The 26,091-nt window shown below is 35.2% G+C and carries 23 protein-coding genes; 3 read left to right on the forward strand and 20 right to left on the reverse strand.

The genetic code is table 11. From position 1 onward, the window contains the following. Positions 1-22 precede the first annotated feature (22 nt). Positions 23-913, forward strand: coding sequence for a glycine betaine ABC transporter substrate-binding protein (locus tag BR77_RS04100; protein ID WP_010049497.1), 891 nt, complete (start codon positions 23-25; stop codon positions 911-913). Between the two features lie 53 nt (positions 914-966). Here BR77_RS04100 and BR77_RS04105 read toward each other — a convergent pair whose 3' ends face one another. The 3 genes from BR77_RS04105 to BR77_RS04115 are packed head-to-tail and all read right to left on the reverse strand — an operon-like array spanning position 967 to position 4,652. Then, on the reverse strand, positions 967-2,658 hold the full coding sequence (locus tag BR77_RS04105; RefSeq protein ID WP_010049496.1) for a ribonuclease J: 1,692 nt from the start codon (positions 2,656-2,658) through the stop codon (positions 967-969). A gap of 31 nt (positions 2,659-2,689) precedes the next feature. Beyond that, the gene (gene dapA, locus BR77_RS04110; protein WP_015076173.1) at positions 2,690-3,568 is read right to left on the reverse strand and encodes a 4-hydroxy-tetrahydrodipicolinate synthase; all 879 of its coding nucleotides are present in this window, start codon (positions 3,566-3,568) and stop codon (positions 2,690-2,692) included. A 34-nt stretch (positions 3,569-3,602) separates the two neighbouring features. Continuing rightward, positions 3,603-4,652 (reverse strand): aspartate-semialdehyde dehydrogenase, encoded by a 1,050-nt coding sequence (locus BR77_RS04115; RefSeq protein ID WP_010049493.1) that lies wholly within the window; start codon positions 4,650-4,652, stop codon positions 3,603-3,605. Positions 4,653-4,980: 328 nt separating this feature from the next. On the opposite strand from BR77_RS04115, the gene BR77_RS04120 reads away from it, so the two are divergent. Beyond that, positions 4,981-5,817 (forward strand): alpha/beta hydrolase, encoded by an 837-nt coding sequence (locus tag BR77_RS04120; protein WP_015076170.1) that lies wholly within the window; start codon positions 4,981-4,983, stop codon positions 5,815-5,817. On the opposite strand, the gene BR77_RS04125 is transcribed toward BR77_RS04120, so the two are convergent. Further along, on the reverse strand, positions 5,753-6,565 hold the full coding sequence (locus BR77_RS04125) for a Cof-type HAD-IIB family hydrolase (protein WP_035064017.1): 813 nt from the start codon (positions 6,563-6,565) through the stop codon (positions 5,753-5,755). The two genes, BR77_RS04120 and BR77_RS04125, sit on opposite strands and share 65 nt — an antisense overlap. 258 nt (positions 6,566-6,823) lie before the next feature. Here BR77_RS04125 and BR77_RS04130 point away from each other — a divergent pair, with 258 nt between their 5' ends. Beyond that, complete coding sequence (locus BR77_RS04130) at positions 6,824-7,813, forward strand: biotin--[acetyl-CoA-carboxylase] ligase (protein WP_016356413.1); 990 nt, start codon at positions 6,824-6,826, stop codon at positions 7,811-7,813. Between the two features lie 256 nt (positions 7,814-8,069). Here BR77_RS04130 and pnp read toward each other — a convergent pair whose 3' ends face one another. The 16 genes from pnp to BR77_RS04210 form a co-directional block, all read right to left on the reverse strand. After that, entirely contained in the window at positions 8,070-10,184 is a 2,115-nt protein-coding gene (gene pnp / locus BR77_RS04135; protein ID WP_035064020.1) for a polyribonucleotide nucleotidyltransferase, read from the reverse strand. 214 nt (positions 10,185-10,398) lie between these two features. Continuing rightward, complete coding sequence (rpsO, locus tag BR77_RS04140) at positions 10,399-10,668, reverse strand: 30S ribosomal protein S15 (RefSeq protein WP_010054155.1); 270 nt, start codon at positions 10,666-10,668, stop codon at positions 10,399-10,401. Positions 10,669-10,895: 227 nt separating this feature from the next. After that, the gene (locus BR77_RS04145; protein ID WP_035064025.1) at positions 10,896-11,843 is read right to left on the reverse strand and encodes a BglG family transcription antiterminator; all 948 of its coding nucleotides are present in this window, start codon (positions 11,841-11,843) and stop codon (positions 10,896-10,898) included. A gap of 63 nt (positions 11,844-11,906) precedes the next feature. Continuing rightward, positions 11,907-12,977 carry a BglG family transcription antiterminator gene (locus BR77_RS04150; protein ID WP_035064028.1) on the reverse strand — a complete coding sequence of 357 codons (1,071 nt, stop codon included), beginning with the start codon at positions 12,975-12,977 and terminating at the stop codon, positions 11,907-11,909. A 170-nt stretch (positions 12,978-13,147) separates the two neighbouring features. Further along, the gene (locus BR77_RS04155) at positions 13,148-13,864 is read right to left on the reverse strand and encodes an L-ribulose-5-phosphate 4-epimerase (RefSeq protein ID WP_015076164.1); all 717 of its coding nucleotides are present in this window, start codon (positions 13,862-13,864) and stop codon (positions 13,148-13,150) included. Beyond that, a complete protein-coding gene (locus BR77_RS04160; protein WP_015076163.1) occupies positions 13,854-14,717 on the reverse strand; it encodes an L-ribulose-5-phosphate 3-epimerase in 864 nt (287 codons plus the stop codon). The genes BR77_RS04155 and BR77_RS04160 overlap by 11 nt, the downstream gene beginning before the upstream one ends. 4 nt (positions 14,718-14,721) lie before the next feature. Next, on the reverse strand, positions 14,722-15,360 hold the full coding sequence (locus BR77_RS04165; protein WP_015076162.1) for a 3-keto-L-gulonate-6-phosphate decarboxylase UlaD: 639 nt from the start codon (positions 15,358-15,360) through the stop codon (positions 14,722-14,724). 17 nt (positions 15,361-15,377) lie between these two features. Next, positions 15,378-15,851 carry a PTS sugar transporter subunit IIA gene (locus BR77_RS04170; RefSeq protein ID WP_015076161.1) on the reverse strand — a complete coding sequence of 158 codons (474 nt, stop codon included), beginning with the start codon at positions 15,849-15,851 and terminating at the stop codon, positions 15,378-15,380. 68 nt (positions 15,852-15,919) lie between these two features. Then, a complete protein-coding gene (locus BR77_RS04175; protein WP_010054147.1) occupies positions 15,920-16,198 on the reverse strand; it encodes a PTS sugar transporter subunit IIB in 279 nt (92 codons plus the stop codon). Between the two features lie 32 nt (positions 16,199-16,230). Beyond that, positions 16,231-17,655, reverse strand: a complete 1,425-nt coding sequence (locus BR77_RS04180) for a PTS ascorbate transporter subunit IIC (protein WP_015076160.1) — start codon at positions 17,653-17,655, stop codon at positions 16,231-16,233. A gap of 91 nt (positions 17,656-17,746) precedes the next feature. Continuing rightward, the gene (gene ulaG, locus BR77_RS04185; protein WP_010054143.1) at positions 17,747-18,811 is read right to left on the reverse strand and encodes an L-ascorbate 6-phosphate lactonase; all 1,065 of its coding nucleotides are present in this window, start codon (positions 18,809-18,811) and stop codon (positions 17,747-17,749) included. 263 nt (positions 18,812-19,074) lie between these two features. Further along, positions 19,075-21,069: an excinuclease ABC subunit UvrB gene (gene uvrB / locus BR77_RS04190; RefSeq protein ID WP_376711896.1), complete on the reverse strand. Its 1,995-nt coding sequence runs from the start codon at positions 21,067-21,069 to the stop codon at positions 19,075-19,077. Positions 21,070-21,098: 29 nt separating this feature from the next. Continuing rightward, entirely contained in the window at positions 21,099-21,884 is a 786-nt protein-coding gene (gene proC, locus BR77_RS04195) for a pyrroline-5-carboxylate reductase (protein ID WP_015076158.1), read from the reverse strand. 215 nt (positions 21,885-22,099) lie between these two features. Beyond that, entirely contained in the window at positions 22,100-22,354 is a 255-nt protein-coding gene (rpsT, locus tag BR77_RS04200) for a 30S ribosomal protein S20 (RefSeq protein WP_010054139.1), read from the reverse strand. Between the two features lie 312 nt (positions 22,355-22,666). Next, complete coding sequence (holA, locus tag BR77_RS04205; protein ID WP_080732533.1) at positions 22,667-23,692, reverse strand: DNA polymerase III subunit delta; 1,026 nt, start codon at positions 23,690-23,692, stop codon at positions 22,667-22,669. An 84-nt stretch (positions 23,693-23,776) separates the two neighbouring features. Next, positions 23,777-25,927: a DNA internalization-related competence protein ComEC/Rec2 gene (locus BR77_RS04210; RefSeq protein ID WP_185751407.1), complete on the reverse strand. Its 2,151-nt coding sequence runs from the start codon at positions 25,925-25,927 to the stop codon at positions 23,777-23,779. Positions 25,928-26,091: the final 164 nt, after the last annotated feature.

Raw genomic sequence — 26,091 nt, forward strand, 5'->3', positions numbered from 1 at the left:
ATCTATACTAAGGAGAATCAGAATGAAAAAAATTAAAACATTGCTCCTACTAATGATCTTCCCTTTCTTTTTAGCCAGTTGTGCGTCTGTTTTATCTCCGTATGATGCTAAAAAGCCAGTAGGAGAACAAATAAATTATACAATTACTGGGATTGATGCAGGTGCTGGGATTATGTCTAGTACTGAAAAAGCTATTAGTGACTATCAACTAGATAAAAATAATTGGCAACTTCAACCTAGTTCAACTGCAGCAATGACTAGTACTTTAGCAAAAGCAATTAAAGATAAACGTCCAATCGTTGTAACAGGTTGGACGCCTCATTGGATGTTTACAAAATTTGATTTAAAATTCTTAGAAGATCCAAAAGGTTCTTTCGGTAAGGCTGAGAATATTCATACAATTGTTCGTAAGGATTTGAAAAAAGATGAACCAACTGCTTATGAAGTCCTTGATCGTTTTTATTGGACTCCTGAAGAAATGGCTGATGTCATGCTACAAGTCAATGAAGGCGTTGATCCTGAAAAAGCTGCTGCTGATTGGTTAAAAGCCAATCCAGAAAAATTGGAAGAATGGACAAAAGATCTTAAAAAAGTCGATGGAAATCCAATTAAATTGACGTATGTTGCCTGGGATTCAGAAATTGCTTCAACTAATGTGGTTGCTTTGGCTTTAAATGAAGTTGGGTATGACACAACTGTTCAAGCAATGGAAATTCAACCAATGTGGGCATCTGTTGCCACAAATGCGGCTGATGCTATGGTTGCCGCTTGGTTACCAAACACAGCTGGAATTTTTTATGAAGACTATAAAGATGATATTGAAGATTTAGGTATTAATCTTGAAGGCGCTAAGCTTGGGCTTGTTGTACCAACATATATGGAAAACATCAACTCAATTGAAGATTTGAAATAAGTAAAAAGTAGTAAGATTCCTCCTCATCGAGAAGAAATCTTACTACTTTTTTTTTAGCTTTCTTTATTTCGTTTTGTATTGCGATAGCTACTTTCCATAATGATTGGTAAAATCACTGGACGTCGACGAGTTTTTTCAAAGAGATATTTGCTTAAAGACTCACGAATTTCTTGCTTCAAGCGACTCCATTCAAATTCTTTACGACTCAAGTTATCTTCAACGACTTTTTTAACAATTTCATTGCTTTCTTTAATCAAGTCCTCGTTGGCTCTAACGTAGACAAAACCTCTTGTAGTAATATCTGGACCAGAAATGATTTTACCTTGCTTACGGCTGATTGTAACCACTGCTACGAAGATTCCATCCTCAGACAAGAGCTTACGATCACGTAAAACAATATTTCCAATATCCCCCACACCAATTCCATCAATCATCGTGTTACCCGCTTCAACTTGACCAGCCATGCGCATTCTACCTTTTGTATACTCCATTACGTCCCCTTTGCCAGGGATAAAAATGTTTTTACGAGGAATACCCACTTCATGTGCCAAATCAGCATGGGCTGCCAAACGACGATATTCTCCTTGAACTGGAATAAAGTAAGTTGGTTTTAATAAATTAATCATTAGTTGTAAATCTTTTGCTGTTCCATGACCAGAAGCTTTCAAGTTGGTTGAAATTTGTTTAACTGTTCCACCAGCTCGGTAAATCATATCTTCTGTTTTAGCCACAGTCGTCTCCATTGCTGTAGAGGTTGTCGTTGTAATATAAACTAAATCCCCTTCTTTAATGTTGACTTGACGATGTTTGCCAATAGCCATTTTTTGTAAGCTTTGAATCGGTTCACCTAGATTACCTGTTTCTAATACCACAATTTCATCATCTGGGTATTTATCAATCTCTTTAACAGAAACAATTAACTCTTCACTTGGTAATTGGATTTTATTTAATGTCATAGCCGTTTTGACAATTTCTTCTAAATCTCTACCTGTAATAAAAATTTTGCGGTTTGATTTGTGAGCAGCATCCAATACTTGCTGTACACGCATAATATTACTAGCGATGCATGCCACAATAATCCGACCGTCTGTATTTCTAAATGTATCTAAGACTTCACCAGCAATTTTTAAATCGCTCGCATTCTCAACAGATCCTTCTGCTTCAGCTGAATCACTTAATAAAGCTAAGACATTGCTTTCGCCAATATCACTGATTTTACCAAAATTAGACTGATACATCGGTGTTGCGCTTTGATCAAACTTAAAATCTCCTGTATAAACAATTGTGCCTTCTGAAGTTTTAAGTGCAATTCCGACTGAATCAGGAATAGTATGCGTTGTTTTAAAGAAACTCACAACTGCATTTCCGAAATCAATCTCCGTCTTGTCATCAATGACATGATAATCTTTAAAGCCTTTGACTAAATTGTCCTTATTCACAAAAAGTTTTGCTAATGCAATGGTTAACTCTGTTCCAAATACTGGAACATTGAATTTTTGTAAAAAGTACGGTAATGCTCCGATAGCATCTGCATGGCCGTGAGTTAAAAATACTCCTGTCACACGGTCTGCATTAGCTTCTAAATAACTAAAATCAGGAATGACAACGTCTATTCCTAACAACTCATTTTCAGGATACATGAGACCACAATCTAAGACAAATATTTCTTCTTCCACTTCGACAATGTACATATTTTTTCCATTCTCACGTACACCGCCAAGCGGGATAATTTTGATGTCGCTCATTTCTTCACCTCTAAAATATTATTTCTCTTGCTTATCTATTTATTTCTAAACGATTAAAAATAGTCATTTCTTCTTCTTTTGTACATTCTACTAACGGTAAACGTACACCGCCAACAGAGATTCCTTGCTGATTTAAGACAGCTTTTACTGGCGCTGGAGATGGAACACTAAAAACGATACTCATCTTCGGTAACAACATACGATAAATACGTGCAGCATCAGCTAATAAGCCGTTATCTAAAAGTCGATACATCTCTGACATCTCATTTCCTACAACATGACTAGCAACAGAAATAACTCCTGCACCACCCATACATTTTGTTGGAAAAGCAAGATGATCCTCGCCGGTATAAACTAAAAAGTCTGGCTCACTTCCTTCAATAATGGCACTCATCGCTTCCAAACCTGCACACTCTTTAATGCCAATCACATTTTCTAGTAAGGATAGACGCAACGTTGTTTGAACTTCAACATTGACCCCTGTTCTAGCAGAGACATTATAAATCATAATTGGAAGCGGACTTGCTTTAGCTACAGCTTTAAAATGTTGATACAAGCCTTCTTGATTAGGGCGATTATAGTAAGGCGCTACTACCAAAGCAGCATCAATTCCAGCAATTTCTGCAACTTCTTTTGTAAAGGCAATGGTTTCTGCTGTGTTAAATGAACCTGTTCCAGCAATAATTGGCACTCGACCATGAACAATTTCAACTGTCTTTTTGTACAGTTCAAGCTTTTCAGAATGACTTAATGTTGGAGATTCACCTGTTGTTCCTCCAACAATCAATCCTTCAGTTCCATTAGCTAACAAGTATTCGATTAATGTGGCTGTTTTAGCAAAATCAACTTGGCCATTTTCGTTAAAAGGGGTGACCATTGCCGTCATAATTTGTGCTGTTGCAATTTCCAAAAACAATCATCCTCTCGCATTTATGAATCTATTTTTATTTAGGTACTCGCACTAAATCTAAGCGATGTAAACTTTCTGCTATTTCAATTGAATTCCAAGCTGCACCTTTTAGTAAATTGTCTGATACAACCCACATATGGAAACCTAAGTCATCATCTAAATCTTTACGAACCCGTCCAACAAATGTTTCTTTTTTCCCAACAGATGTTAAGGCTGTTGGATACAACTGTGTTGCTGGATCATCTTGCAACACTACTCCTGGAGCTTTTTCTAGTTCATTTTGAATACCAAAAACAGTTGCTAGTTCATCCTTCACTTCAAAGTAAATAGATTCTGAATGACCTGATACAACAGGAATACGAACACAAGTCGCAGCAACTTTGATTGTTTCATCTGCCATAATTTTCTTCGTTTCATTCATCATTTTCCATTCCTCATAGGTGTAACCAGCGTCACTAAAAACATCTATTTGCGGCAAAGCGTTAAAAGCAATTGGAAAATGTTTTTTATCGCCACCGCAAGGTAAAATATGTGCTTCAACAGGTTCGTCGTTTAGCATTTTTTGCGATTGTTCTTTTAATTCATTGATCGCAGATACTCCCGCACCACTAACTGCTTGATAAGTCGAAACAATAATTCTGCTTAATCCATAAGCTTTACGGACAGGCTCTAAAGCAACCATCATTTGGATTGTTGAACAGTTTGGATTGGCAATAATACCTTGATGCTCTTTTAGAGCTAATTCATTCACTTGCGGAACGACTAGAGGTACATTTAAATCCATTCTAAAAGCACTTGTATTGTCAATGACAACAGCGCCGCGTTTGACAGCTTCTGGAGCAAACTCTTTTGAAACAGATCCTCCTGCACTAAATAATGCAATATCAATGCCTTCAAATGATTCAGCAGTTGTTTCTTCAATCACTAATTCTTGGTCTTTAAACAGTAATACTTTCCCTGCAGAACGTTTTGAAGCTAATAATTTAACTCCTGCAATTGGAAAATCTGCTTCTGCTAACATTTCTAACATTTTTGTACCTACAGCACCCGTTGCCCCTACAACTGCTACTTGATAACCACTCATACATACAGCCCCTTTAATTTAATTCATTATTTTTATTTACTCGTGTTTTCACTTTTTATTTGTATTTAGTAGCTATTTCTCATTTCGTTCGAATGAAGGAAAGTTTGCTGATTAAATTCACTATTGAGCTACAATAAACGCTACCTTGACTCCAACTTATTGACTCTAGTACCAACTCAAAGAAACATTTTAAGAATAAAAAGTTACCATTTAATATTTTACCATAGAATCAGCATAAATCCTACCAAACTTCACTTTTTATGTTAATATTAATTGAATAGATTATCTTCTATTTTCTAATGAAATAAAATCAAAAAGGAGAAAACAAATGAAACGTAGATACAAAATCAGCCTAATAATTATATTGACACTGATTAGTTTAGCTTTAATCGGTTTGCTAGTAATCCAAAATAAAACGTACTCGCCTAGCGATGAAGCTTTAGCAGCAGCAAAAACCAGTGAAAATGTTAAAGTTACTCGTACAAAAGATGCTTTAATCTTCACACCCCAAAAAAAGACAGATAATCCTGCTGTTTTATTTTATCAAGGAGCTCTAGTTGATGAAACAAGTTACAGTATCTGGGCTCATCAATTGGCTAAGGCTGGTTACGAAACCTATTTAATCCACCAACCTTTTAATATGGCCGTCCTCGGAGCAAATAAAGCTGAAAAAATCATTGACAAGTATGCAATCGACTCGTATGTGATTGGCGGACATTCATTAGGTGGTGTGATGGCTAGCCGTTTTGCTAAAAAGCAAACTTCTGATAATTTAAAAGGTGTTTTCTTTTTAGCCAGTTATCCCGATGAAAAAGGAGCCTTAAACGCAACAGAACTACCAGTCTTATCCATTACTGGCTCTAAAGATGGTGTGTTAAACTGGGAAAGCTATCACTCTAGCCAAAAATTATTACCCGCTAAAACCGATTTCCAAGTAATTGATGGGGGAAATCATGCAGGATTTGGTAGCTATGGTCCTCAAAAAGGAGATAATAAAGCCAGTATTTCTGATAAAAAACAACAAAGCGAAGTCAGTGAACTACTTTTAAAATGGCTTCAAACTATAAAAGAAGAGGTTGGGAAAATCCCAACCTCTTCTTTTATTTGGTCAACACTAATTCTTCAATCGCAAATGCAACACCATCGTTGTCATTTGATTTTGTAACAAAAGTAGCTAAAGCCTGAATCTCTAACAAAGCATTCTCCATAACGACTGCTGATCCAGCATACACCAACATACTGCGATCATTTTCAGCATCTCCAATTGCCATTACATTCTCAGGTTTTAAATTCAATGACTCCGCCAATACTTTTAAAGCTTCCCCTTTACTCGCTCCTCGATTTAAAAATTCAAAATTATACGAAACACTCCGTACGCAATAAAATTCATCGTAAAATGACGGCGGTAAATCTAAAAGTAATTGATCAATTTCAGTGGAATCGCCTAAAAACATCGCTTTTGTTAGGAGCATGTCTGATGAAAGATCTTTCTTATCAATCACAGTCAGCTCTGTATGCAATAATTTTGCATCATCAAAAAGCAGCTTGTTTGGTTCTGGATGTAGCGTATACATTTTTTTATCATCAAAGAAAGTTAGTTGTGCCTTCTGTGTTTTAGAAAACTTCTCTATTTCTTTCAATTGCTCCAACTCAATCGTCAAATGAGATAAAACTTTTTTACTCGCCGTTTCTTGCACCAATGCCCCATTTTGAGTAATAGCAATATCAGTAGAATCCAACAAGTCTAGCTTCTTTAAGTATGGTAGAATTCCCACAATCGGTCTTCCAGTACATAAAACAATTTTGACACCCTGTGCTTTAGCGCGTTTAATGGTATCTATGACCTTTTGTGTTAATCTATGTTGGCTGTTTAAAAGTGTTCCATCAATATCAATAGCAATTAGTTTAATCATATTTTCTTGTCTCCCTTACTTTCTAATAAAAAGCTCGTTGAGCCGATTAGCTCCGATAAGAAAATAGCAAAAATTGATGTGGCGTTTTTTGCCACCTCGAATTTTTATCTTTTTCTCGAGGAGTTAGTTCAAGCATTCTTTATTAAGCATACCACAAGATGACTTTGTAGGTAGTTTTTATCTAAAGAAAAATTTTTTCAGTGCTTTTTCTGTTATAATAAAATCATACATGTTTGAATTGAAAGGAATTTTCTAACTATGACAACGACTAAAGAAAAGGTCTTAGCCTTTATTCAAGAAGCCTATCCAGAGCCCATCTCTGGGCAATTAATTTGTGACAAACTAACAATTTCAAGAACTGCCGTTTGGAAAGCCATTCAAAGTTTAAAAGAAGAAGGCTATGATATACATTCCCAAGGGAAAAGTGGTTACTATTTTACTCAACCTCCAGTTAGTAAAGTAGCAATCTCGGCTCAATTAAATACCAAATTTATTGGGAAACATCTAACCGTTCTACCAACTATTTCTTCAACAAATACAGTAGCCAAGCAGTTGGCTGACGTAACACCAATTGATGGAAATGTCTTAATTGCAGAAGAACAAATCGGGGCGCGTGGACGATTAGGACGAACCTGGAACTCTACGAAAGGTAAATCAGTTGCCTTGTCAATCACGTTAACCCCATCAATTTCTCCAACAAATGCAAGCCTCATCACACAGATAGTTGCAGCTGCCTTTGTCTTAGCAAGTGAACCTATCTTACCAGTTAAGATTAAATGGCCAAATGATATTGTAGTTAACGGGCAAAAACTTTGTGGTATTTTAACTGAGATGAGCGCCGAATTAACAGAAATTCATTATGTAGTTGTTGGAATCGGCATAAATACTAATTTAGACATAACTGATTTTTCTGATGAATTACAAAAAAAAGCTACATCCTTTGCTTTGCAACTTGGACAGAAAATTGATCCCAATCAATTAATTAGTGCATTTTTAAATCAATTTGAACATCTCTATCAAGAATTTATTGAAACAGGTTCGACGGAAAAATTTCTAACTATTTGTCGTGAACATTCGGCTGTCATCGGAAAAGATATCCACGTTATCAGCTCTAAAGAAACGAGGCAAGCACAAGCGATTACGATTGATAATGCAGGACAACTGATTGTTAAATTTAATGGTGATACTGAATCTACACCTTTACTTGCTGGTGAAATTTCAATCCGTGGACTAAATGGTTATATATAATAATAAAAAAACGGAAATTCCTAATTGGAATTTCCGTTTTTTTAAGCTTAATTAATCAATTACATGCAAATGAATTTACCAAACCACATCAAACCAAAATTTTCGGATTAGATCGTCCCCTTTTAGTCGATGCATAAAAAAAGGAACACAGTCCATCTTTGATGGATGTGTATCATGTTTCTAAGTTGCTAAAGCAACAAGAACCATGACAAAGCAACTTAAAGGAAAACCTTCAAGTTGCTCACTTCAATATAATTTATTTTTTAGCTTCTTCTTCTTTAAGCAAAGCTTTACGTGATAAGTTAATTCTTCCTTGATTATCAATTTCAGTAACTTTAACCATTACTTTATCGCCTAATGCTAGAATATCTTCAACTTTTCCAACGCGCTCATTTGCTAATTCAGAAATATGAACTAAACCATCTTTACCTTTTATGATTTCAATAAAAGCACCAAATTTTTCAATACGTTTTACAGTACCATCAAAGATTTCGCCAACTTTGATTTCTCTAGTTAACTCTTCAATAATTGTTTTAGCTTTCTTAATCATATCAGCTTCAGTAGATGCAATACTTACATTACCTTCTTGATCAATATCAATTTTAACGCCAGTTTCTTCAATAATCGCATTGATTTGATCGCCACCACGTCCAATAACCACTTTGATCTTATCTGGATTAATTTTAATCATTTCAATCTTAGGCGCATATGGGCTTAATTCTTGACGAGGTTCCGCAATTGTCGAAACTAACTCTTCTAAAATTTCTAAACGAGCTTTTTTAGCTTGAGTTAGAGCTTCTTCTAGAATTTGTTGCGTAATTCCATCAATTTTAATATCCATTTGCAAGGCTGTAATTCCGTCTTTTGTTCCAGCAACTTTAAAGTCCATATCACCTAAATGATCTTCTAGACCTTGAATATCTGTTAACACAGTGTAGTTATCTTCATTTTTAACTAGACCCATCGCAATCCCCGCTACTGGAGCTTTGATTGGTACACCAGCATCCATTAAAGCTAACGTTCCGGCACAGATACTTGCTTGAGAAGAAGAACCATTTGATTCTAAAACTTCTGCTACTAATCGAATTGTATACGGGAAATCCTCTTCTGAAGGGATAACTTCTGAAAGCGCACGCTCTCCTAAAGCTCCATGTCCAATTTCACGACGACCAGGTCCACGGCTTGGTCCAGTACTTCCAACAGAATATTGTGGGAAATTGTAATGGTGAATAAATCGTTTGTTATCTTCAAGTCCTAGTCCATCAATAATTTGATGTTCGCCAAGTGGCGCTAGAGTTGCTATAGATAAAGCTTGTGTTTGACCACGAGTAAATAATCCTGAACCGTGTGTACGTGGTAGGATACCCGTTTCAGATGATAAATGACGAATTTCGTCTACTTTACGACCATCTGGACGAATTTTATCTACCGTAATTAAACGACGAACTTCATTTTTTTCCATATCTTCAACAATTTGTTTGATTTCTTTTTGAATACGAGCTGCTTCATCATAATCAGCATATTTTTCAGCAAAAAAGGCAATTGCTATATCTTTTACTTCTTCAATGTTTTCTTCACGGGCTAATTTTTCTTCTGTTTGAATCGCTGCAACCATTTTTGCTTGGTAGCTATCGTTAACTTCTTTTTCTAATTCAGCATCAATTTGTAATAATTGAATTTCCATTTTTTCTTTACCAACTGCTGCTTGAATTTCTTCTTGGAATGCGACTAATTCTTTAATTGCATTGTGTCCAAAAATTAAAGCACCTAACATATCTTCTTCTGACACTTCTTTAGCGCCACTTTCAACCATGTTAATTGCGTCTTTCGTTCCAGCTACAGTTAAATGAATATCAGACAGTTCGTTTTGTTCAATCGTTGGATTGATGACATACTCACCATTGATACGTCCAACATCAACACCAGCAATTGGTCCATTGAAAGGAATATCAGAAATAGCTAATGAAAGTGATGAACCAAACATTGCTGAAAATTCTGGTGAACAGTCTTGCTCAACAGACATAACCGTATTTGTAATTTGAACTTCATTACGGAAACCTTCAGCGAACATAGGACGAATTGGGCGGTCAATTAAACGAGCTGTTAAGGTTGCACGTTCACTTGGACGAGCTTCACGTTTAATAAATCCACCAGGTATTTTCCCAACAGCATACATTTTTTCATCGTAATTTACAGTCAATGGAAAGAAATCTACATCTTTTGCTTTTTTACTTGCTACGGCAGCAGTTAAAACAACTGTATCACCATAACGAACTAAAACAGCACCATTGGCTTGTTTTGCTAATTGTCCAGTTTCAATTGTTAATGTCCGGCCAGCCCATTCTTTTGTAAAAATTTGTTTTTCTGTCATTTTTTACATGTCTCCTTTGTTTTTAAAGATTACTAATTTATTTCCTCACAATACACACGAGCTACTAAACAAATGTAAACAGTGAATGGGAACGTCTTACATTTGCATAGTAGGATATTGGAATTGAGTGATTGAAATTAGCTTCTCTATTTTTACTTACATACAAAATGAAGCGAGATTCTTATGAACCTCGCTTCAACTTCAGCATACGAGATTAACGACGTAAGCCTAGGCTTTGAATTAATTCACGGTAACGAGCTACATCTTTGTTACGTAGATAAGCTAATAAGTTACGACGGTGACCAATTTTTTTCATTAATCCACGGTATGAATGATGATCTTTTTTGTGAACACGTGCATGCTCATTTAAGTGATTGATTTCTGCAGTTAATACAGCAATTTGTACTTCTGGAGAACCAGTATCTCCTTCGTGAGTTGCATATTGTTTCATGATTACGTTTTTGTCTTCTTTAGAAATTGCCATTTCTAAACACCTCTTCCTATTAGATTTGCCACTTACTGAGTAGTTCGTTGGTGACTCGAAGAACCAAGTAAGGGTCATGTGCTTTGCACAACCTAAACTTTACACGATAATCATTAAAAAAGCAAGCAGATTTTATGCTCTTTTAGCCTAATTGTCAAAGGAATTTTGTCCGTTATCTTTCTTCCGTTGCTATTTTTACTGCACATCATTTCACGTGCTCTTTTCAACTACCAATCTATACTTGCTATTGCCTCCTTAAACGAGTTTTTTTCTTTTAACTGGCGCAAAAAAGAACCTTGTAATAAATGATCTAATTCAAACAACAAAGGTACATGTCCCATGTTTTCTTCCGTTGCTAAAAATAGGACAAATTGGACTTGCTCATTAGTACTCAATACAAACGGTGTCTTCAAATAGAGAAAGCTACAGCCTGGTTTCATCGATCCAAAGCGGTAATCAGTGTGAACCAATAACACTTTAGGGTATAAAAAAATAAACCTTTCTTCCTTTAATTCCTTTAAAACTTGTTGTGTATACGTTGGTTGAATATATTTTTCTTCGATTAAAGGCCCAGAAAGCCAAGACATCATTTCAGTTAATGAGCCGACTTCTTGCTTAATACAGCAAAAAAAAGGATTCTTTAAGAAATCAATCAACTCAATATGTTGTGTTTCTACACTGTTTTTTTCTGATTGTTCCAACACGTGAGACAACTCTGCAATAAAATCCTCTTGATTCGTTAAATACTGGTAATCATTCATTAACTGTTTAATTTTATCTCGCATTTTTAAATAGCGACCATGGGATTGTTCAATTTTTTTGATGCGTATTTTTTCTTCTTTCGTTAAAATTACAGATACAATAACGGTTTCACCTTGATTATGCACATAGTTCGTATTTGTTGAAATACAATAATCGACTTTTCCAGAATAAAAATGGGCATTATCTGATTTTAAAATACCTACAATAGACACATTGGGAAGCAGTTGACGCAAATGGTTTTCCAATAAGGAATTCAGCACATCAGGAAAATCAGAAACAATAATTAATTGGGGAACATATTGCTTTGTTTGTTCCTTTAGGATGGCCTCTTCAAAATATAGAGCAACTTCAGCTAACTCTTCTTTTGAAAAACCATCTGGAAAGCTATGTTGAAAAACCACATCAGACTTCATTAAATTACTGACTTTTTCGGTTAATCGAAAAGCTTTTTGATAATAAGTAGAAACATTATCTAGTCAATAACTAGGCATTTGCATATCAAATACATGCCGGTAATAAAGAACTTTTAAATGTGTTTGAATTTTTTTAATTAAATTTTCTCGATCATGAAAATATAATCCCACTATTTGCTCAAATAAGGTCACGAGATTTTCTGTTAAATAAATTAAATTTTCAAAAGGATTGCTTCTAAAATGAGCATCTGTGTTCTTTTCAATACACAATAGCAACATGCCATAGTATAAAGCTTCTTCCTCAAGATAGTTGATTTTAACTATTAATTCAATTTTAACTAACAGCTTTTTAGCAACTTGATATTCTAAACGTTCTTTAATTAGAAACTCCTCTCCATCTGTCCATTTTGGAATGCAATTTTTAGTATTTCTATCTTTCAAAATAAAAATTAATTTGGATAAAATATGAATATCTTGTGCAGCTAACTCTTTTCCTAATGATCCCTTCGTCTTTTCAATAAGTTTTTTTATTGGCTCAATAATCGTTTCCTTTAAAATTTCTAGATTTTCATAGCCTAATGCTCCTAATAAAAAATCAAAACAAGCTTCTTTTTGTCCTGTTTCAATTAAATATAACTGTTGATAAATCAGTTGACGTCGCTCTAATTCATCTACAATAATATGATAGCCTTTTGCTTTTGTACTTTTTAATTGTATTTCTGAAACAGCAAAATGTTCCTTAACCCACTGAATATCCTTTAAAATTGTATTTCTTGAAACTAAAAACAATTCTTGAAAATGATTTAATTGCCATTTTTGATTCTCAATTAAAATCAGTACTGTCACAATCACACGCCGTTCATTAATGGTTAAAATAAAGTCTTGCTTTTTTTGATTTTTCAACCACTCCTTAATTTTTCTTTGCTGCTGACTACTTAATTGTAAAACTCCCCGTGCTTGTTTTTCAAGTATCGAACTATCAAGAGCCAGAAGAAGTTCATTTAGTTTTTCAATGTAATAATAAATCATTCGCCTTGATAAACCAGAGCGATTAGCTAAAGCTGTAATCCCGCTAATTTCTTTTTGCTTTACTAGGATCTTTAAAAACTGGTTAAACTTTGAATCAAATTGCATGTTTATCCGCCCCTATCTGCTTTTTGAAACTGATGGTACTAGCCTAATCCATAGACTATTTTTAAACTTGACCATCTTGATACTTATCAATATCCTTATCAAAAAGGTAAGAGATAAATGAACCTTATCTCTTACCTCAGTTTACCAAAAACAACTAGTTGCTTAAATAGCTAAAATTGACCATAATAAGCAGCTGATCCATGCTTTCTAAAATAATGTTTATCTAACAAATAACCTGGCAATAAACATTCTGTGGCTGAAGCTAATTCTTCTGAATGTAAAGCCATTTCTGCTACCTCTTCTAAAATCAAACTATTTTCAACAGCTTTTTGAGGAGTATCTCCCCAAGTAAAAGGACCATGACCTTTTACAATAACAGCTGGAATAGCTAAAGGATCTAATTTTTTTTCATTAAAAGTTTCAACAATTACCTTACCTGTTTCAACCTCATAATCCACTTCAACCTCTGTTTGTGTCAAATCTCGAGTGCAAGGTACCGTACCATAAAAAGTATCTGCATGGGTCGTTCCATATGCTGAAATTCCTCGGCCTGCTTGTGCCCAACAAACGGCCCATTTCGAATGAGTGTGAACTACTGCTCCAATTTCTGGAAATTTTTGATACAAGACACAATGAGTCGGTATATCAGAAGAGGGGTTTAACTCGCCTTGTAAAACCTTACCACTTAAATCAGTTACAACCATGTCCGCTTCTTGCATTTTTTCATACGGTACACCACTTGGCTTAATCACAATCAGTCCTAAGTCGCGATTAATCTGACTAACATTGCCCCACGTTAATTTAACCAACCCTGCTTTGGGTAAAAATAGATTGGCTTCATAAACATTTTTTTGCATTTCTTTAATAATTTTAGCTTTAGTATTCATAATTAAAACCCGCCTCCTTTAATATTGGCAGTAGAAAAGCCTTAGCAGCCTTGATTTCCTCCTTAAAATCCGAACTCTCTTCGGACCACATTTCAATTAAAAAGGGTCCATTATAAGAAAAAGACTTCATTGTCTTAAGGCATCCCAAGAAATCAACGCATCCTTCGCCAAAAGGAACGCCTTTAAATTTCCCTGAAAAATTATCCGTAACAGCTAGCGTATCTTTTAAATGAGTGGCAACGATGGCTCCCTTACCAAGTTCCAGTTCATAACCAGGATCATTTTCCGACCATGCCGATAAATTACCTAAATCAGGATAGACTTGTAGCCACGGTGAAGGAATTTGTTTTTTGATACGTTTGTATTTGGTGATAGACGACATAAAAGAATCATCCATTATTTCAATTGCTAAGGTTATTTGCTTTCTAGCAGCTAAAGCAACTGATTTTTCTAAATTTTCAATAAAAAAACTTCGTGTTGCTACTGATTTTTTCTCATAATAGACATCATAACCAGCTAATTGAATGACTCGAATACCTAAATCAGAGGCTAAATCAATTGCTTTTGCCATAATCTCCAGCCCTTTTTCACGAATAACAGGATCAACTGAACCTAATGGGTAACGTCTATGTCCACTTAAGCATAGTGATTGAATCGTAACCCCAGTTTTAACAATTGCTTGGCTGACTTCATTCCGACTATTTTTTGACCAATCTAGCCTAGCTAATCGTTCATCCGTTTCATCAATTGACATTTCCACAAAATCAAAACCTAATGACTTCGCCAGTTGTAGTCGCTCTTCCCAACTGATATTTTTAGGTAGGGCTTTTTCATAAATACCTAAAGTATTCATTAAATCACCCCCATATTCGTTTAATTTCCGCCTTAAATTCACTTGCAGCTAGAGCTGGATCAGGTGCTGCTGTAATACCGCGACCAGTAATAAAAGTATAGACATCTAATTCTTTAAATAAGGGCAACGACTCTTTTGTTAAGCCTCCCGTTACAGATACCTTAAAACCCATATCGATTAATCGGCGCAATTTTTCTAAATCTTTTTCACCCCATGTATCCCCGGCCAATAAGGCATCACGACTTTGATGATAGATGACTTGTCTAATTCCAATTCTGTACCAATCTTTTGCTTGTTCAAATGTCCAATCGCCATACAATTCAACTTGTAATTCTTTGACTTCTTTCATTGCCGCTTCCATCGTAGCAAGTGTGGCACAACAAATAACTGTCATCCAATCTGCTCCCGCATCGCTACAATTCTTAGCAACCGTCCCTCCAGCATCTGCACATTTTGTATCTGCCACAATCAATTTATCAGGATATAAAGCTCGTAAACAACGGACAGCTTCCATTCCTGATTGAAGGCAAAGTATCGTACCTGCCTCGACAATATCGACAATTGGACCTGCTAAAGAAATGGATTGTAAAGCTGAACTCAAACTAGAATTATCTAAAGCAATTTGTAAATTAGGTCTTCCCATTGATTTTATCCCTCTTTCTATTCATTTAAGTAGGCGCTCATATCCGCCTCATCAATAATGCTTAATATCTCATTAACCTCTGATGCTTGTTCTAAACGTTGAATAATATTTGGTAATTCAAAAACAGCTACAATTTGTGGAATAGCAATGCCTGTATGAATATTACTAGAAGTTGCTGCCAATGTAATGAGTACTGAAACTTCTTTCCCATCCGAAAAAACAACTGGATTTTTCAAAACAACTAAACTAAAGGCATCCCGCTTCACTCCATCTTCTGGTCTAGCATGAGGCATGGCCATACCCGGCATTAAAATATAATAAGGACCAAACTTTTCTGTTGAAGCAATGATGGCAGTTGGATAATCTCGTTCAACCGCACCACTAGCAATTAAAGGCTCCGCAGCCACAGCAATTGCTTCCTGCCATGTTTCAGCAGATTCACCTAATTTTATTGAGTGATTCTCAATTAATGATTGTTTTAAAGAAAGCATAATTGTCCTCTTTTCTCTATAAATCTAGTATCATTTACTAGCTAAATAGTTGATTTAAAAAAGTATCGTTAAACTAGCGGAGCCAATTTGGTTTTAATTTCATTATCATCCATTAAATTATCTAAACCAAGTAAAGTCCCTTTCGTACGACCGTCTAGCTCATGAATCAAATGCTGTGAAGCCACAACAATATCATAACCATTTGCTTGTGATTTCGCTTCTCCAACACTACAATAATCGACTTTATAATCCGTTACAGCTAATTCTTTTAAAGCCTTTTCAATTTTCATTTTAATGACCATACTTGAACCCATTCCATTGCCACATGCTGCTAATACTTTTAACATACGCTCATCTCCGCTTCTTTATTTTTATTTGTTTACTCTAGACCTTCGTTGTAGGCCGATTTATTCTTAGAAAAACGATATTGTAATTGTGGAATTGCTAAAAAGAAGACACATACTAAAGCAAATCCAATAACGCCTAGATATTTCATAATAACGCCAGCCCATGGCCAAAACAGTTCGAAATCAATATTTCCATGCCAACCACCGTATTTATATAACCCAAAGAACATGACAGCAAAAGCACTGATGGACACCTGTAAAACACCTGATACAAAGGAACAAATCATGGCTGCGCGGATACCACCACGCTTGTTTGCAAAGACTGCAATCGTTGCATTATCAAAGAATACTGGTACAAACCCTGTAATGATCAGCACCGGCGATTTAAAAATAATTAAAGCAAAGATTGTAATAAATTGACCTAATGCTCCAAAAATAAATCCAAACAAAACTGCATTAGGTGGCGCAAAATTATACGTTGCTGCACAATCAACTGCCGGCAATGAGCCAGGTAAAATGCGATTTGAAATTCCTTGGAAACTGTTGGTTAACTCCGCCACAAACATACGCACGCCTTGCATTAAAATTGCTAAATAGACAGCAAAGAATAAGGATTGCGAAATAATATACATTAAAAATGAAGTTGTTGGAGTAAAAGCTGGATTAATTTCCCGTAAATAATCTTCTCCTAAAATGGTCATAATCACTCCGAAAAAAAGCATCATTAAAGTACCCGTAGCGACAATATTGTCATGAAAAATAGATAACCACTTAGGCATTTTGATTGTATCCAAATTCTTTTCTGGATCACCTAATTTACCAGCAACTTTATCGGTTAACCAAACCGCAAACATCTGTTGGTGTCCAATGGCAAAACCAGCATTCCCCGTCAAACGTTGCGTTGGCCCAACAGTTAGATTAGAGGATACTGCCCAGTAGAGCCCAACTAGGATTCCCACCATAATCCCCCCGGTTAAATTGCGGTACTGAGGAAATAGAAAGAAAATAATCCAAGTAACCGTTGTTGACTGCTGAACCATGATATGACCAGTTATAAACAAAGTTCTCAATTTAGTGATTTTTCGAAATAAAACTAACACAATATTTAACGAAAAACCGATTAAAAGTGAAATCATCGTCCATGATAATGAAATGCCGAGATTTTCTAATGCTGCATTGACTGCATTTAGCCCAAAATAAGGATCAATGACTGCGGCATCTAGATTAAAACGGTCATTTAATCCAGCTAAAATCGGACGAAACGTTGTTACTAGACCACCTGCCCCAACATTTAAAATCATATAACCGACAGTTGCTTTTATGAATCCTGCAAAACATTCATGTAACGGTTTTTTCAAAAGTACATATCCAACAAAAACAATAATACCAATAAAAAATTCAGGTTTTTGTAGAATATTATTTGCGAACCACTCAAAGATACGTAAGAATATGTCCATTTTTCCAGCTCCTTTTTCTTTTTATCCTTCTCTATGAGACTAGGACAAAAATTCCTCAGCCTCCCAAATTTACTTTGTATAGAAATTTATTTTATAAAAATGATGGAAATGGCACGTCGTTTTCTACAGTAAAGACATCATCAAATCCTCGATAATAATTAAATTCACGTTTATCCTTATCATCTGGATAAACAAACTTTCCGCCAACTTGCCAAATATAAGGTTTAAAACCATATTGTAATCGATCTTTTTTCGATTCCCAGAGCATAGAAATTTCTTTTGGATCTGCTTGAAAATTTGCCCAAATGTCATAATGAACGGGTATCACAACTTTAGCATTTAAAGATTCCGCCATTCTCAGCATATCAACAGAAGTAACTTTGTCTGTAATTCCTCTTGGGTTTTCACCATACGCTCCTAAGGCAACATCGATTTTATACTGATTGCCATGTTTCGCAAATTGGTTTGAATAATGAGAATCTCCAGCATGATACAAAGAACCGCCGGACGTATCAAATAAATAATTAACGGCAATTTCATCCATATCCTGTGGCAGTTGCCCTTTCAAAACAACATCCTCTGCAGCCGTAATTAAAGCTGTCCGATCAAAAGCTTCTAATGCTGTAATCGTAATATCTTTCACTTTAATAACATCCCCTGGTTTTACAACAATACAACGCTCTTTTGGAACACCCCATTCCATCCAAATATCAACAACTCCTTGTGGTCCTATAAAAGGCACTGAGGCATCGCAATTTTGAAGCACAGCGGCAGCCGTGTTAATATCAACATGATCTGAGTGAATATGAGTAACTACTAGAGCATCTAAATTTGTAATGGCAAATGGATCGATTACAAATGGCTGAGTCCTCAAGTTAGGTTGCATATTTTCACAACCACTCATTCGCATCATTTGATGACCTTTTTTCATTTTTCCATTTCCATGACTTTGTTTACCTGTTCCACACCATAAATCACATAAAATATTTGTACTTTTGTCTGACTTTAGCCAAATTCCTGTACATCCTAACCACCACATTGCAAATGTATTAGCTTTAACTACAGTTGCTTCAATTTCCTCATTTAAATACGTACCCCACTCTGGAAATGTTGCTAAAATCCAAGATTCTCTTGTTACTTCATTAATATTTGCCATTTAATCAAACCCCTTTTGAAAACGTTTTATTTTTGAACTACCCTAACTATACGTTCTCCCTTAAAACAAAAAAAGACCAACTTCAGCACAATCAAGTTGTACATCAGTGGACTGTTTAGCCTAGTAGATAAAAATAGAGGATTTTCTAAAGGTATGATTATTTTATTCTACAATAAAAAAAGTAGTTTGAGAGTTTCCCCTCAAACTACTTAATGGATTATGTTTGTACAAGTTATTTCTCAACTCTAGTGGATGAATAAAAGTTACTTAGCTTTCAACTCTAAGACAATATCTCTTAAGTTTGCTGCTTTTTCAAAATCAAGCTCTTTTGCAGCAGCACGCATTTCCATTTCCATTTTCACAATCAATTCTTTACGCTCTGCTTGCGTCAAATCATTAATCATTTCTGCAGCTGAATCGTAATCATTTGAGTCATCTACAGCTTTAGTAATCGAAATTAAATCACGAACTTCTTTAATAATCGTTTGCGGTACAATCCCATGTTCTTTGTTGTAGGCTTCTTGAGTAGCCCGACGACGACCCGTTTCATCAATCGCAGCTTTCATTGAATCCGTCATTTTATCTGCATACATAATTACTTTTCCGTTTGAATTTCTAGCAGCTCGTCCAATCGTTTGAACCAATGAACGCTCACTACGTAAAAAGCCTTCTTTATCTGCATCTAAAATAGCCACTAAGGAGACTTCGGGAACATCGATTCCCTCACGTAATAAATTGATCCCTATCAGAACATCAAATTCTCCTAAGCGTAAATCACGAATGATTTCGGTTCGTTCAAGAGTCTTAATATCACTATGGAGATACTTAACTTTAATCCCAACTTCTTTCAAATAGTTTGTTAAGTCTTCTGACATTTTTTTAGTTAGTGTGGTAATAAAGACACGCTCATTTCGTTCTGATCGTGCATTTATCTCTCCAATCAAATCATCAATTTGACCATGAATTGGTCGAACTTCAATAATAGGATCCAACAAACCAGTTGGACGAATAATTTGCTGAACAACTTCTGGAGTTCGCTCAAGTTCATAAGGACCAGGTGTTGCTGAAATATACATAATTTGATTCACATGTTCTTCAAACTCTTCTAAACGTAATGGACGATTATCTAATGCACTTGGTAAACGGAATCCATAATCAACCAAACGTTGTTTACGAGCTTGGTCACCATTGTACATTCCTCTGATTTGCGACATCGTAATATGTGACTCATCTATCACAATCATTGAATCATCAGGAAAGAAGTCTAACAATGTATATGGTGGCTCTCCAGCCTTACGACCATCCATTTGTCTAGAATAGTTTTCAATACCAGAACAATAGCCCATTTCTAGCATCATTTCCATATCATAGTTCGTTCTTTGTTCTAAACGTTGTGCTTCTACTAGCTTATCTTCCCCGCGTAAAACCTTTAAACGAGCTTCAAGTTCTGCTTTAATATTATTAACGGCTTCACGAGTCTTATCCGCATTTGCAATAAAATGAGTCGCGGGAAAAATAGGTACATGCTCAACATCTGCTTTAATCTCACCCGTTAGTACATCAATTTCACGAATCCGTTCAATTTCATCACCAAAAAACTCTACACGAATCGCTTCACTATCCCTTGAAGCTAAAAATATTTCAACCACATCGCCACGAACTCTAAAACGACCTCGTTGAAAATCAATATCATTGCGCTCAAATTGCATCTCGACTAGGCGGCGTAGTAATTCATTGCGTTCCATTTCTGCGCCTTGCCGAATTGAAAGGACATGCTCTTTATAATCTAAAGGGTTAACCAAGCCATAAATACAGGAAACTGAAGCTACAACAATTACATCACGTCGCTCAATTAATGAACTTGTGGCTGAATGTCGTAGTTTATCGATTTCATCGTTGACACTTGATTCCTTTTCAATATACGTATCACTAGAAGGGACATATGCTTCTGGTTGATAATAATCATAATAACTAACAAAATATTCAACAGCATTATTAGGGAAGAACTCTTTAAATTCTCCATATAATTGCCCAGCTAATGTTTTATTATGAGCGATAACTAAGGTAGGTTTATTGACTTGTTGAATGACGTTTGAGACTGTAAATGTTTTACCAGTCCCCGTCGCTCCCAAAAGTGTTTGTTCCTTTCGTCCCTCATTAATTCCCTTGACTAACTGACGAATCGCCTCAGGCTGATCCCCATTAGGTTGATATTTTGATACTAAATCGAATGTATCTTTCACCACTGCTTTCACCACTTTCCATCCAAATTAAACTTGTAATCCAATTAGTTCTTAGTTGCCGCATCAATTGCTTGAATAACTGCATTGCGAAAGCCGAACTGTTCTAAAGCCACAACACCCTTAATTGTGGAACCACCAGGTGAACAAACATCATCCTTCACTATTCCAGGATGATCTCCAGACAATAATGCTAATTTAGCTGTTCCCAAAATAGCTTGTTCTGCTAATAAGTAAGCCTGTTTTCTTGAAAGTCCATTTAAAACACCACCATCAGCTAAAGCTTCAATAAAAATAGCAATAAAGGCCGGGGAGCAACCAGAAACTGTACCCGCACTATTTAATTGTGCTTCGCTAACTTCCACAACTTCACCAACTGCTTGAAAAAGAGCTTCTGTCTTATCGCGTTCACTGCTACCGATCTGGTCGTTGTAACTCACAGCTGTCATTCCAGCTTGAATCGATACAGGCGTATTAGGAATCGCGCGAACGAGTTTTATTTTTTCATTCAATAGTTTAGTGTACTCACTAAATTCCATCCCCGCAGCCAATGAAATCAGCAGTGTATCAGGCATAATAGCTTCCTTGATTTCATTTAAAACAGTTGGCATGATTTGAGGTGTCACAGCCAAGATTAAAACATCTACTTTTTTAGCAACCTCAGAATTGGATTGGCATAAATTATAGTGTAATTCTTTTTGTAATATAGCAGCGGTTCTACCACTTCCACCACTAACAAAAACTGAATCTGATGAACTAAAACCAGACTTAATCAAACCTTTTAATAAAGCTCCGCCCATTTGCCCTGCACCAATAACTCCAATACTATCCATTTAATCACTTCTTTTCATTTTATTTAAATGACCTACTTTTCAATAGTTATATCCTTATTCTAGCACGGAACGTTTGTTCTGTAAATCAAAGTTCATTATACTCTTCTTTTCATATGTAGCTACAAAAAACCTGAAAACAAATGAAGATCATTTGTTTTCAGGTTTTAGAAAAAAATAAAGCGCTCATCTTTTCAGAATGAGCGTTCCAACTCTTATTATTTAGCTAATTTAGCAGTTAAACGAGATTTGTCACGGTTAGCTTTATTTCTATGAATCAATCCTTTTGTTGCTGCCATGTCAACAGCTTTGATTGCTTCTTTGTGTAATGATGCAACGTTTTCAGAACCAGCTTCTACAGCTTGTTCGAATTTTTTAATAGCAGTACGCATAGCACTCTTTTGAGCGTTATTTTGTAAAGCTGCTTTTTCGTTTACGCGTACACGTTTGATTGCAGATTCGATATTTGGCAAATGATTCACCCCACTTTCAATTATTTACAACATAAAATGTGGTACATTCCAGTTGTTTCCAACATCAACTATTATACATAATGACGGCCTTCATTGCAATATAAAGTGTAAAGTTTTTTTACTTGATAGGCAAAGAAAGCTGAATTGTTGTTGTTATCCTCACTAAGCTTAAAGCATTTCAATCCAGTAGTCAAAATATTTCGTATTAAAAAGAGAATTTGCTTAAAATTTAGCTTTTAAGCCACTGCTACTAAAGTAAAAATAAGTTTTTAAAATCTCATTCGTTCTCCAAACTAGTTCGATTTTTTTAAGTTATTTAACTGCAGCAAATTGCAAAACAAACAACTCAAATTGCATTTCTTTATCCCCTTGCCCTGTCTTCAAGCGATATTCAGCATCTACCAAACCTTCAAAAGCTGAGATTAATACTTTTTCGCTAAATTTTCGAGCTTGTTGAATGGCTAATTTTACTCGATAAGGATGAACTTTTAACATACCCGCACTGTCTCCTTGCTGATAGCCTTTTTTCTCCAAAAACTTAACTTGCAAAAGCAACCTAAATTGCGTCATCAAAATAGCATTTATTTTAATTGGATCTTCTTTTTGTAAAAGCAAATCTTGATATAAACTTAATGCGTTTGCCGTTTGTCTTTTCAATACATATTCAACTAAGGCAAAAATATTTTGCTCAAGTGATTTTGCAACTAAGTCATTTACAGCAGATTTGGTAATTTGTTTTGTATCAGAGCTAAATAAAAGCAATTTTGGCAATTCTGACATTGCAGTCGAAAGTTTCGCATCCGTCAATTGGATAAAAAGCTCAAAAGCTTCTGGAGTCATTGTATAGCCCTCATTGGCAATTGTATCTTTCAGAAAATGACGAACTTCTTTTTCAGATAAGGTGTTGACCTCTATAACTGTAGCTGTTTTTTTTAAAAGTTTCGTAATTTTTTTTCGTTCGTCTAATTTTTCATAAGGAGCAAAAAAAGCTAAAATAGTAAAATCTGGCGGATTTTTCAAATAATTTTCCAACCAAACTAAATCATGATCAATTTTTTGTTTACTTTTTTCAGCAGTGAAAAAATTGGGACGATCCATGATAACTAATCGTTTATCCCCAAAAAAAGGTACAGACTCAGCATCATCTAACGCAACTCCCACTGGAACTTCTTCCATATCGTATATACCAAAATTTAAATCGCGTTCATCTTCAGCTAAAGTTGCTTGAATAAGTGTCTGCTTGGCAGAATCAGCTAAATAAGACTCCGTTCCCAAAAATAAGTAAACCGGAGAAAATTGACCTTTAGTGATTTTTGCCATTTCAGCTGTATAATTCATTATTTCCACCACTTTCATTTTCTATCTCAATCATACATGAGAATAGCTACTAATGACAAGTGAAAGATAGATATTTTTACACCATTATTTTTCCATAATCCTTTTAAAGCTACCTTGCCCTGTTAGTGGTTCAGTATAATAAATCGCACCATCTAAATCTGTGCGAAAAATAATCATATTTTGTTCTTTTAAGCGACTAATTGTTTCTGGCCTTGGATGCTGAAATTGATTATCGAGACCAGCAGAAATCAATCCTACTTTGGCATCTATAGTCTTTAAAAAAATTGAGCTTGATGACGTTGAACTCCCATGATGACCTACTTTTAATACATTCACCTTTGCCTTTGGGTATTTTTGGAGCAACTTCAGTTCTCCTTCACTATCTAAATCACCTGTAAATAACCAACTAATTTGCCCAATTTCAGCATATAAAGTCAATGAATCTCGATTGTCACCTTGCCCTACTTCAGAAGGATACAACGCTTTTAATTTTATATCACTAGAAATAGACCATTCTTCTGGAGCTAGCAGACTATTTAAACGAGTTCCAGCCTTTTTTAACTTTTTTAGCGCTTTTCGAAAAGCAGGTTTCGTTTCTGATCCTGTCGCATAACTAATCTCTTTGATTGGTATACTTTCAGACAACTCAGCCAGAGCACCCATATGATCAACATGCCCGTGGCTAATAAAAACCCCATTCAAATAGCTAATACCTTCTGCCTTTAAGGCTGGAATCAATTTATTTTGCGCAATACTCGTATTTTTTTTCTTTTTTGCCCACTTCTTTTTTTCAAAGGTTAATGCACCACCTGTATCAATCAAGTATGCACCTTTGCCAAAACGATCTTTAATTAAAATTGAATCACCCTGCCCCACATCCAAGACAACTACCTTTAAAGAAGAATCAAAACGTGTGCTGAAAATTAGACAACCCAAACTGACACAGAGTGTAACCAAACTAAGAAATCGGTGTTTTCGTTTTTCTAACTGCATAATAAAAATAAGAATACAGCTAAAAAATAAAAAAATGAAGATGAATTTTGGTCGCCCTGTTGTAATCATAAAGCTTCCAATTGAATTTATTTTTTGAAGAAAGCTCTCGATCCAACTAATTAATATACCCACAATCTCCACTAAAAACTGAAAAAAAGGCTGATTTAACCAGAATATAGAAGCAATGAGCAGAGCTAATAAAATGGGAAGTAATCCGTAAATAAAGATAAATGTAAATAGGCTCGTAGCTATAACCGTTGCCCAAGAAAACTCATAAAAATGATACGCCAGAATGGGAATTGACATCAGCAACATCATAGATGAAATAAAAAGAGATTTCATCACATCGTGCTTCAAGAAATCGATTAAATTAAGTGGGAATAATAATAAAAAAAGGGTTAATAAATAGCTTAACTGAAAACCCACAGAAAAAATCTGAGTTGGTTTTAGCCAAAGGCTGATAATTAAGGTCAGGCTCCATGCATCCAAAGAACTGCATTGTAATTTTATTTTCTCGCCTAAAATAGGTAGCCACCGCATACTAACTGCTCTAAAAATACTTGTTTGACCACCAGCTAACGCTCCATATAAAGGCAACATCAAAAGTAGTGCTTCGTCCGTTAACTCTTTAGATAGCTTGAAACGTCTAAAGAGGCGCCTAAAAACCGTAACTAAATACTGTACATGAACACCAGAAATGCTTAGTAAATGAATCAAACCTAATTTAGAAAAATTTAGACGCGTCGTCTCCTCTAATTGGTTGCTATTGCCAAATAGTAATGCTCCAGTAAATTCTCCCACTTTATCAATTGGATAGGATTCTATATGTAAAAGTAATTTCTTCCTTAACAAATCAACTATTTTAGGAATTTGCCATATAGCAATCTTTTTTTTCTCAACTTTTTCAAACTTGTTTATTTTCAATACCCAATCAATAGTTTCTCTCTTTAAAAACTTTCGATAATTAAATTGAGCGAAATTCCGATTATTTTCTGGTTGTTCTAAACTTCCTTTAGCTGTTAGCTCAATAAAATTTTGGTTTTTTTTCCAGAAAATCTGTTCTTTTTCGTTTTTTAATTGGTAAAACCCAACAATTTTCTCTTTTTTTACTTTTCCATATTTTTTCTTTTTTAAAACTGTTCCATAAAATTGTAGTTGATCCCCATCAACCTTACTTTGTGTTGGATTAACTTCAACAACAAACTCTTGCTCATTTCCTGCTAAGTCTGTTTGGTTTGTCATAATAAAACGAGACGTGAACAAAACTGTGAATCCCATTATAATAAAACTTGTCACTATTACTTTGGGAATCCCAATGCAAACTATTCTGCTAATACCAAACAGGACAACTAGCACAGAAATAAAATGGGCATTCGTAAAAAAAATAAGAACACTACTCAAACTTA

Origin of the sequence: Carnobacterium maltaromaticum DSM 20342 (assembly GCF_000744945.1) — a bacterium.
Lineage (GTDB): Bacteria > Bacillota > Bacilli > Lactobacillales > Carnobacteriaceae > Carnobacterium > Carnobacterium maltaromaticum.

Coding starts and splice junctions, on each gene's coding strand:
- BR77_RS04105 (WP_010049496.1), bottom strand. CDS start 2,658: ATGAGCGACATCAAAATTATCCCGCTTGGCGGTGTACGTGAGAATGGA.
- ulaG (WP_010054143.1), bottom strand. CDS start 18,811: ATGGCAAATATTAATGAAGTAACAAGAGAATCTTGGATTTTAGCAACA.
- BR77_RS04130 (WP_016356413.1), top strand. CDS start 6,824: ATGACAACGACTAAAGAAAAGGTCTTAGCCTTTATTCAAGAAGCCTAT.
- BR77_RS04165 (WP_015076162.1), bottom strand. CDS start 15,360: ATGGGAAGACCTAATTTACAAATTGCTTTAGATAATTCTAGTTTGAGT.
- BR77_RS04150 (WP_035064028.1), bottom strand. CDS start 12,977: ATGCAATTTGATTCAAAGTTTAACCAGTTTTTAAAGATCCTAGTAAAG.
- BR77_RS04120 (WP_015076170.1), top strand. CDS start 4,981: ATGAAACGTAGATACAAAATCAGCCTAATAATTATATTGACACTGATT.
- BR77_RS04210 (WP_185751407.1), bottom strand. CDS start 25,927: ATGACAAACCAAACAGACTTAGCAGGAAATGAGCAAGAGTTTGTTGTT.
- proC (WP_015076158.1), bottom strand. CDS start 21,884: ATGGATAGTATTGGAGTTATTGGTGCAGGGCAAATGGGCGGAGCTTTA.
- rpsO (WP_010054155.1), bottom strand. CDS start 10,668: ATGGCAATTTCTAAAGAAGACAAAAACGTAATCATGAAACAATATGCA.
- BR77_RS04180 (WP_015076160.1), bottom strand. CDS start 17,655: ATGGACATATTCTTACGTATCTTTGAGTGGTTCGCAAATAATATTCTA.
- pnp (WP_035064020.1), bottom strand. CDS start 10,184: ATGACAGAAAAACAAATTTTTACAAAAGAATGGGCTGGCCGGACATTA.
- BR77_RS04175 (WP_010054147.1), bottom strand. CDS start 16,198: ATGTTAAAAGTATTAGCAGCATGTGGCAATGGAATGGGTTCAAGTATG.
- BR77_RS04100 (WP_010049497.1), top strand. CDS start 23: ATGAAAAAAATTAAAACATTGCTCCTACTAATGATCTTCCCTTTCTTT.
- BR77_RS04160 (WP_015076163.1), bottom strand. CDS start 14,717: ATGAATACTTTAGGTATTTATGAAAAAGCCCTACCTAAAAATATCAGT.
- BR77_RS04155 (WP_015076164.1), bottom strand. CDS start 13,864: ATGAATACTAAAGCTAAAATTATTAAAGAAATGCAAAAAAATGTTTAT.
- holA (WP_080732533.1), bottom strand. CDS start 23,692: ATGAATTATACAGCTGAAATGGCAAAAATCACTAAAGGTCAATTTTCT.
- BR77_RS04125 (WP_035064017.1), bottom strand. CDS start 6,565: ATGATTAAACTAATTGCTATTGATATTGATGGAACACTTTTAAACAGC.
- BR77_RS04145 (WP_035064025.1), bottom strand. CDS start 11,843: ATGAAGTCTGATGTGGTTTTTCAACATAGCTTTCCAGATGGTTTTTCA.
- BR77_RS04115 (WP_010049493.1), bottom strand. CDS start 4,652: ATGAGTGGTTATCAAGTAGCAGTTGTAGGGGCAACGGGTGCTGTAGGT.
- BR77_RS04170 (WP_015076161.1), bottom strand. CDS start 15,851: ATGCTTTCTTTAAAACAATCATTAATTGAGAATCACTCAATAAAATTA.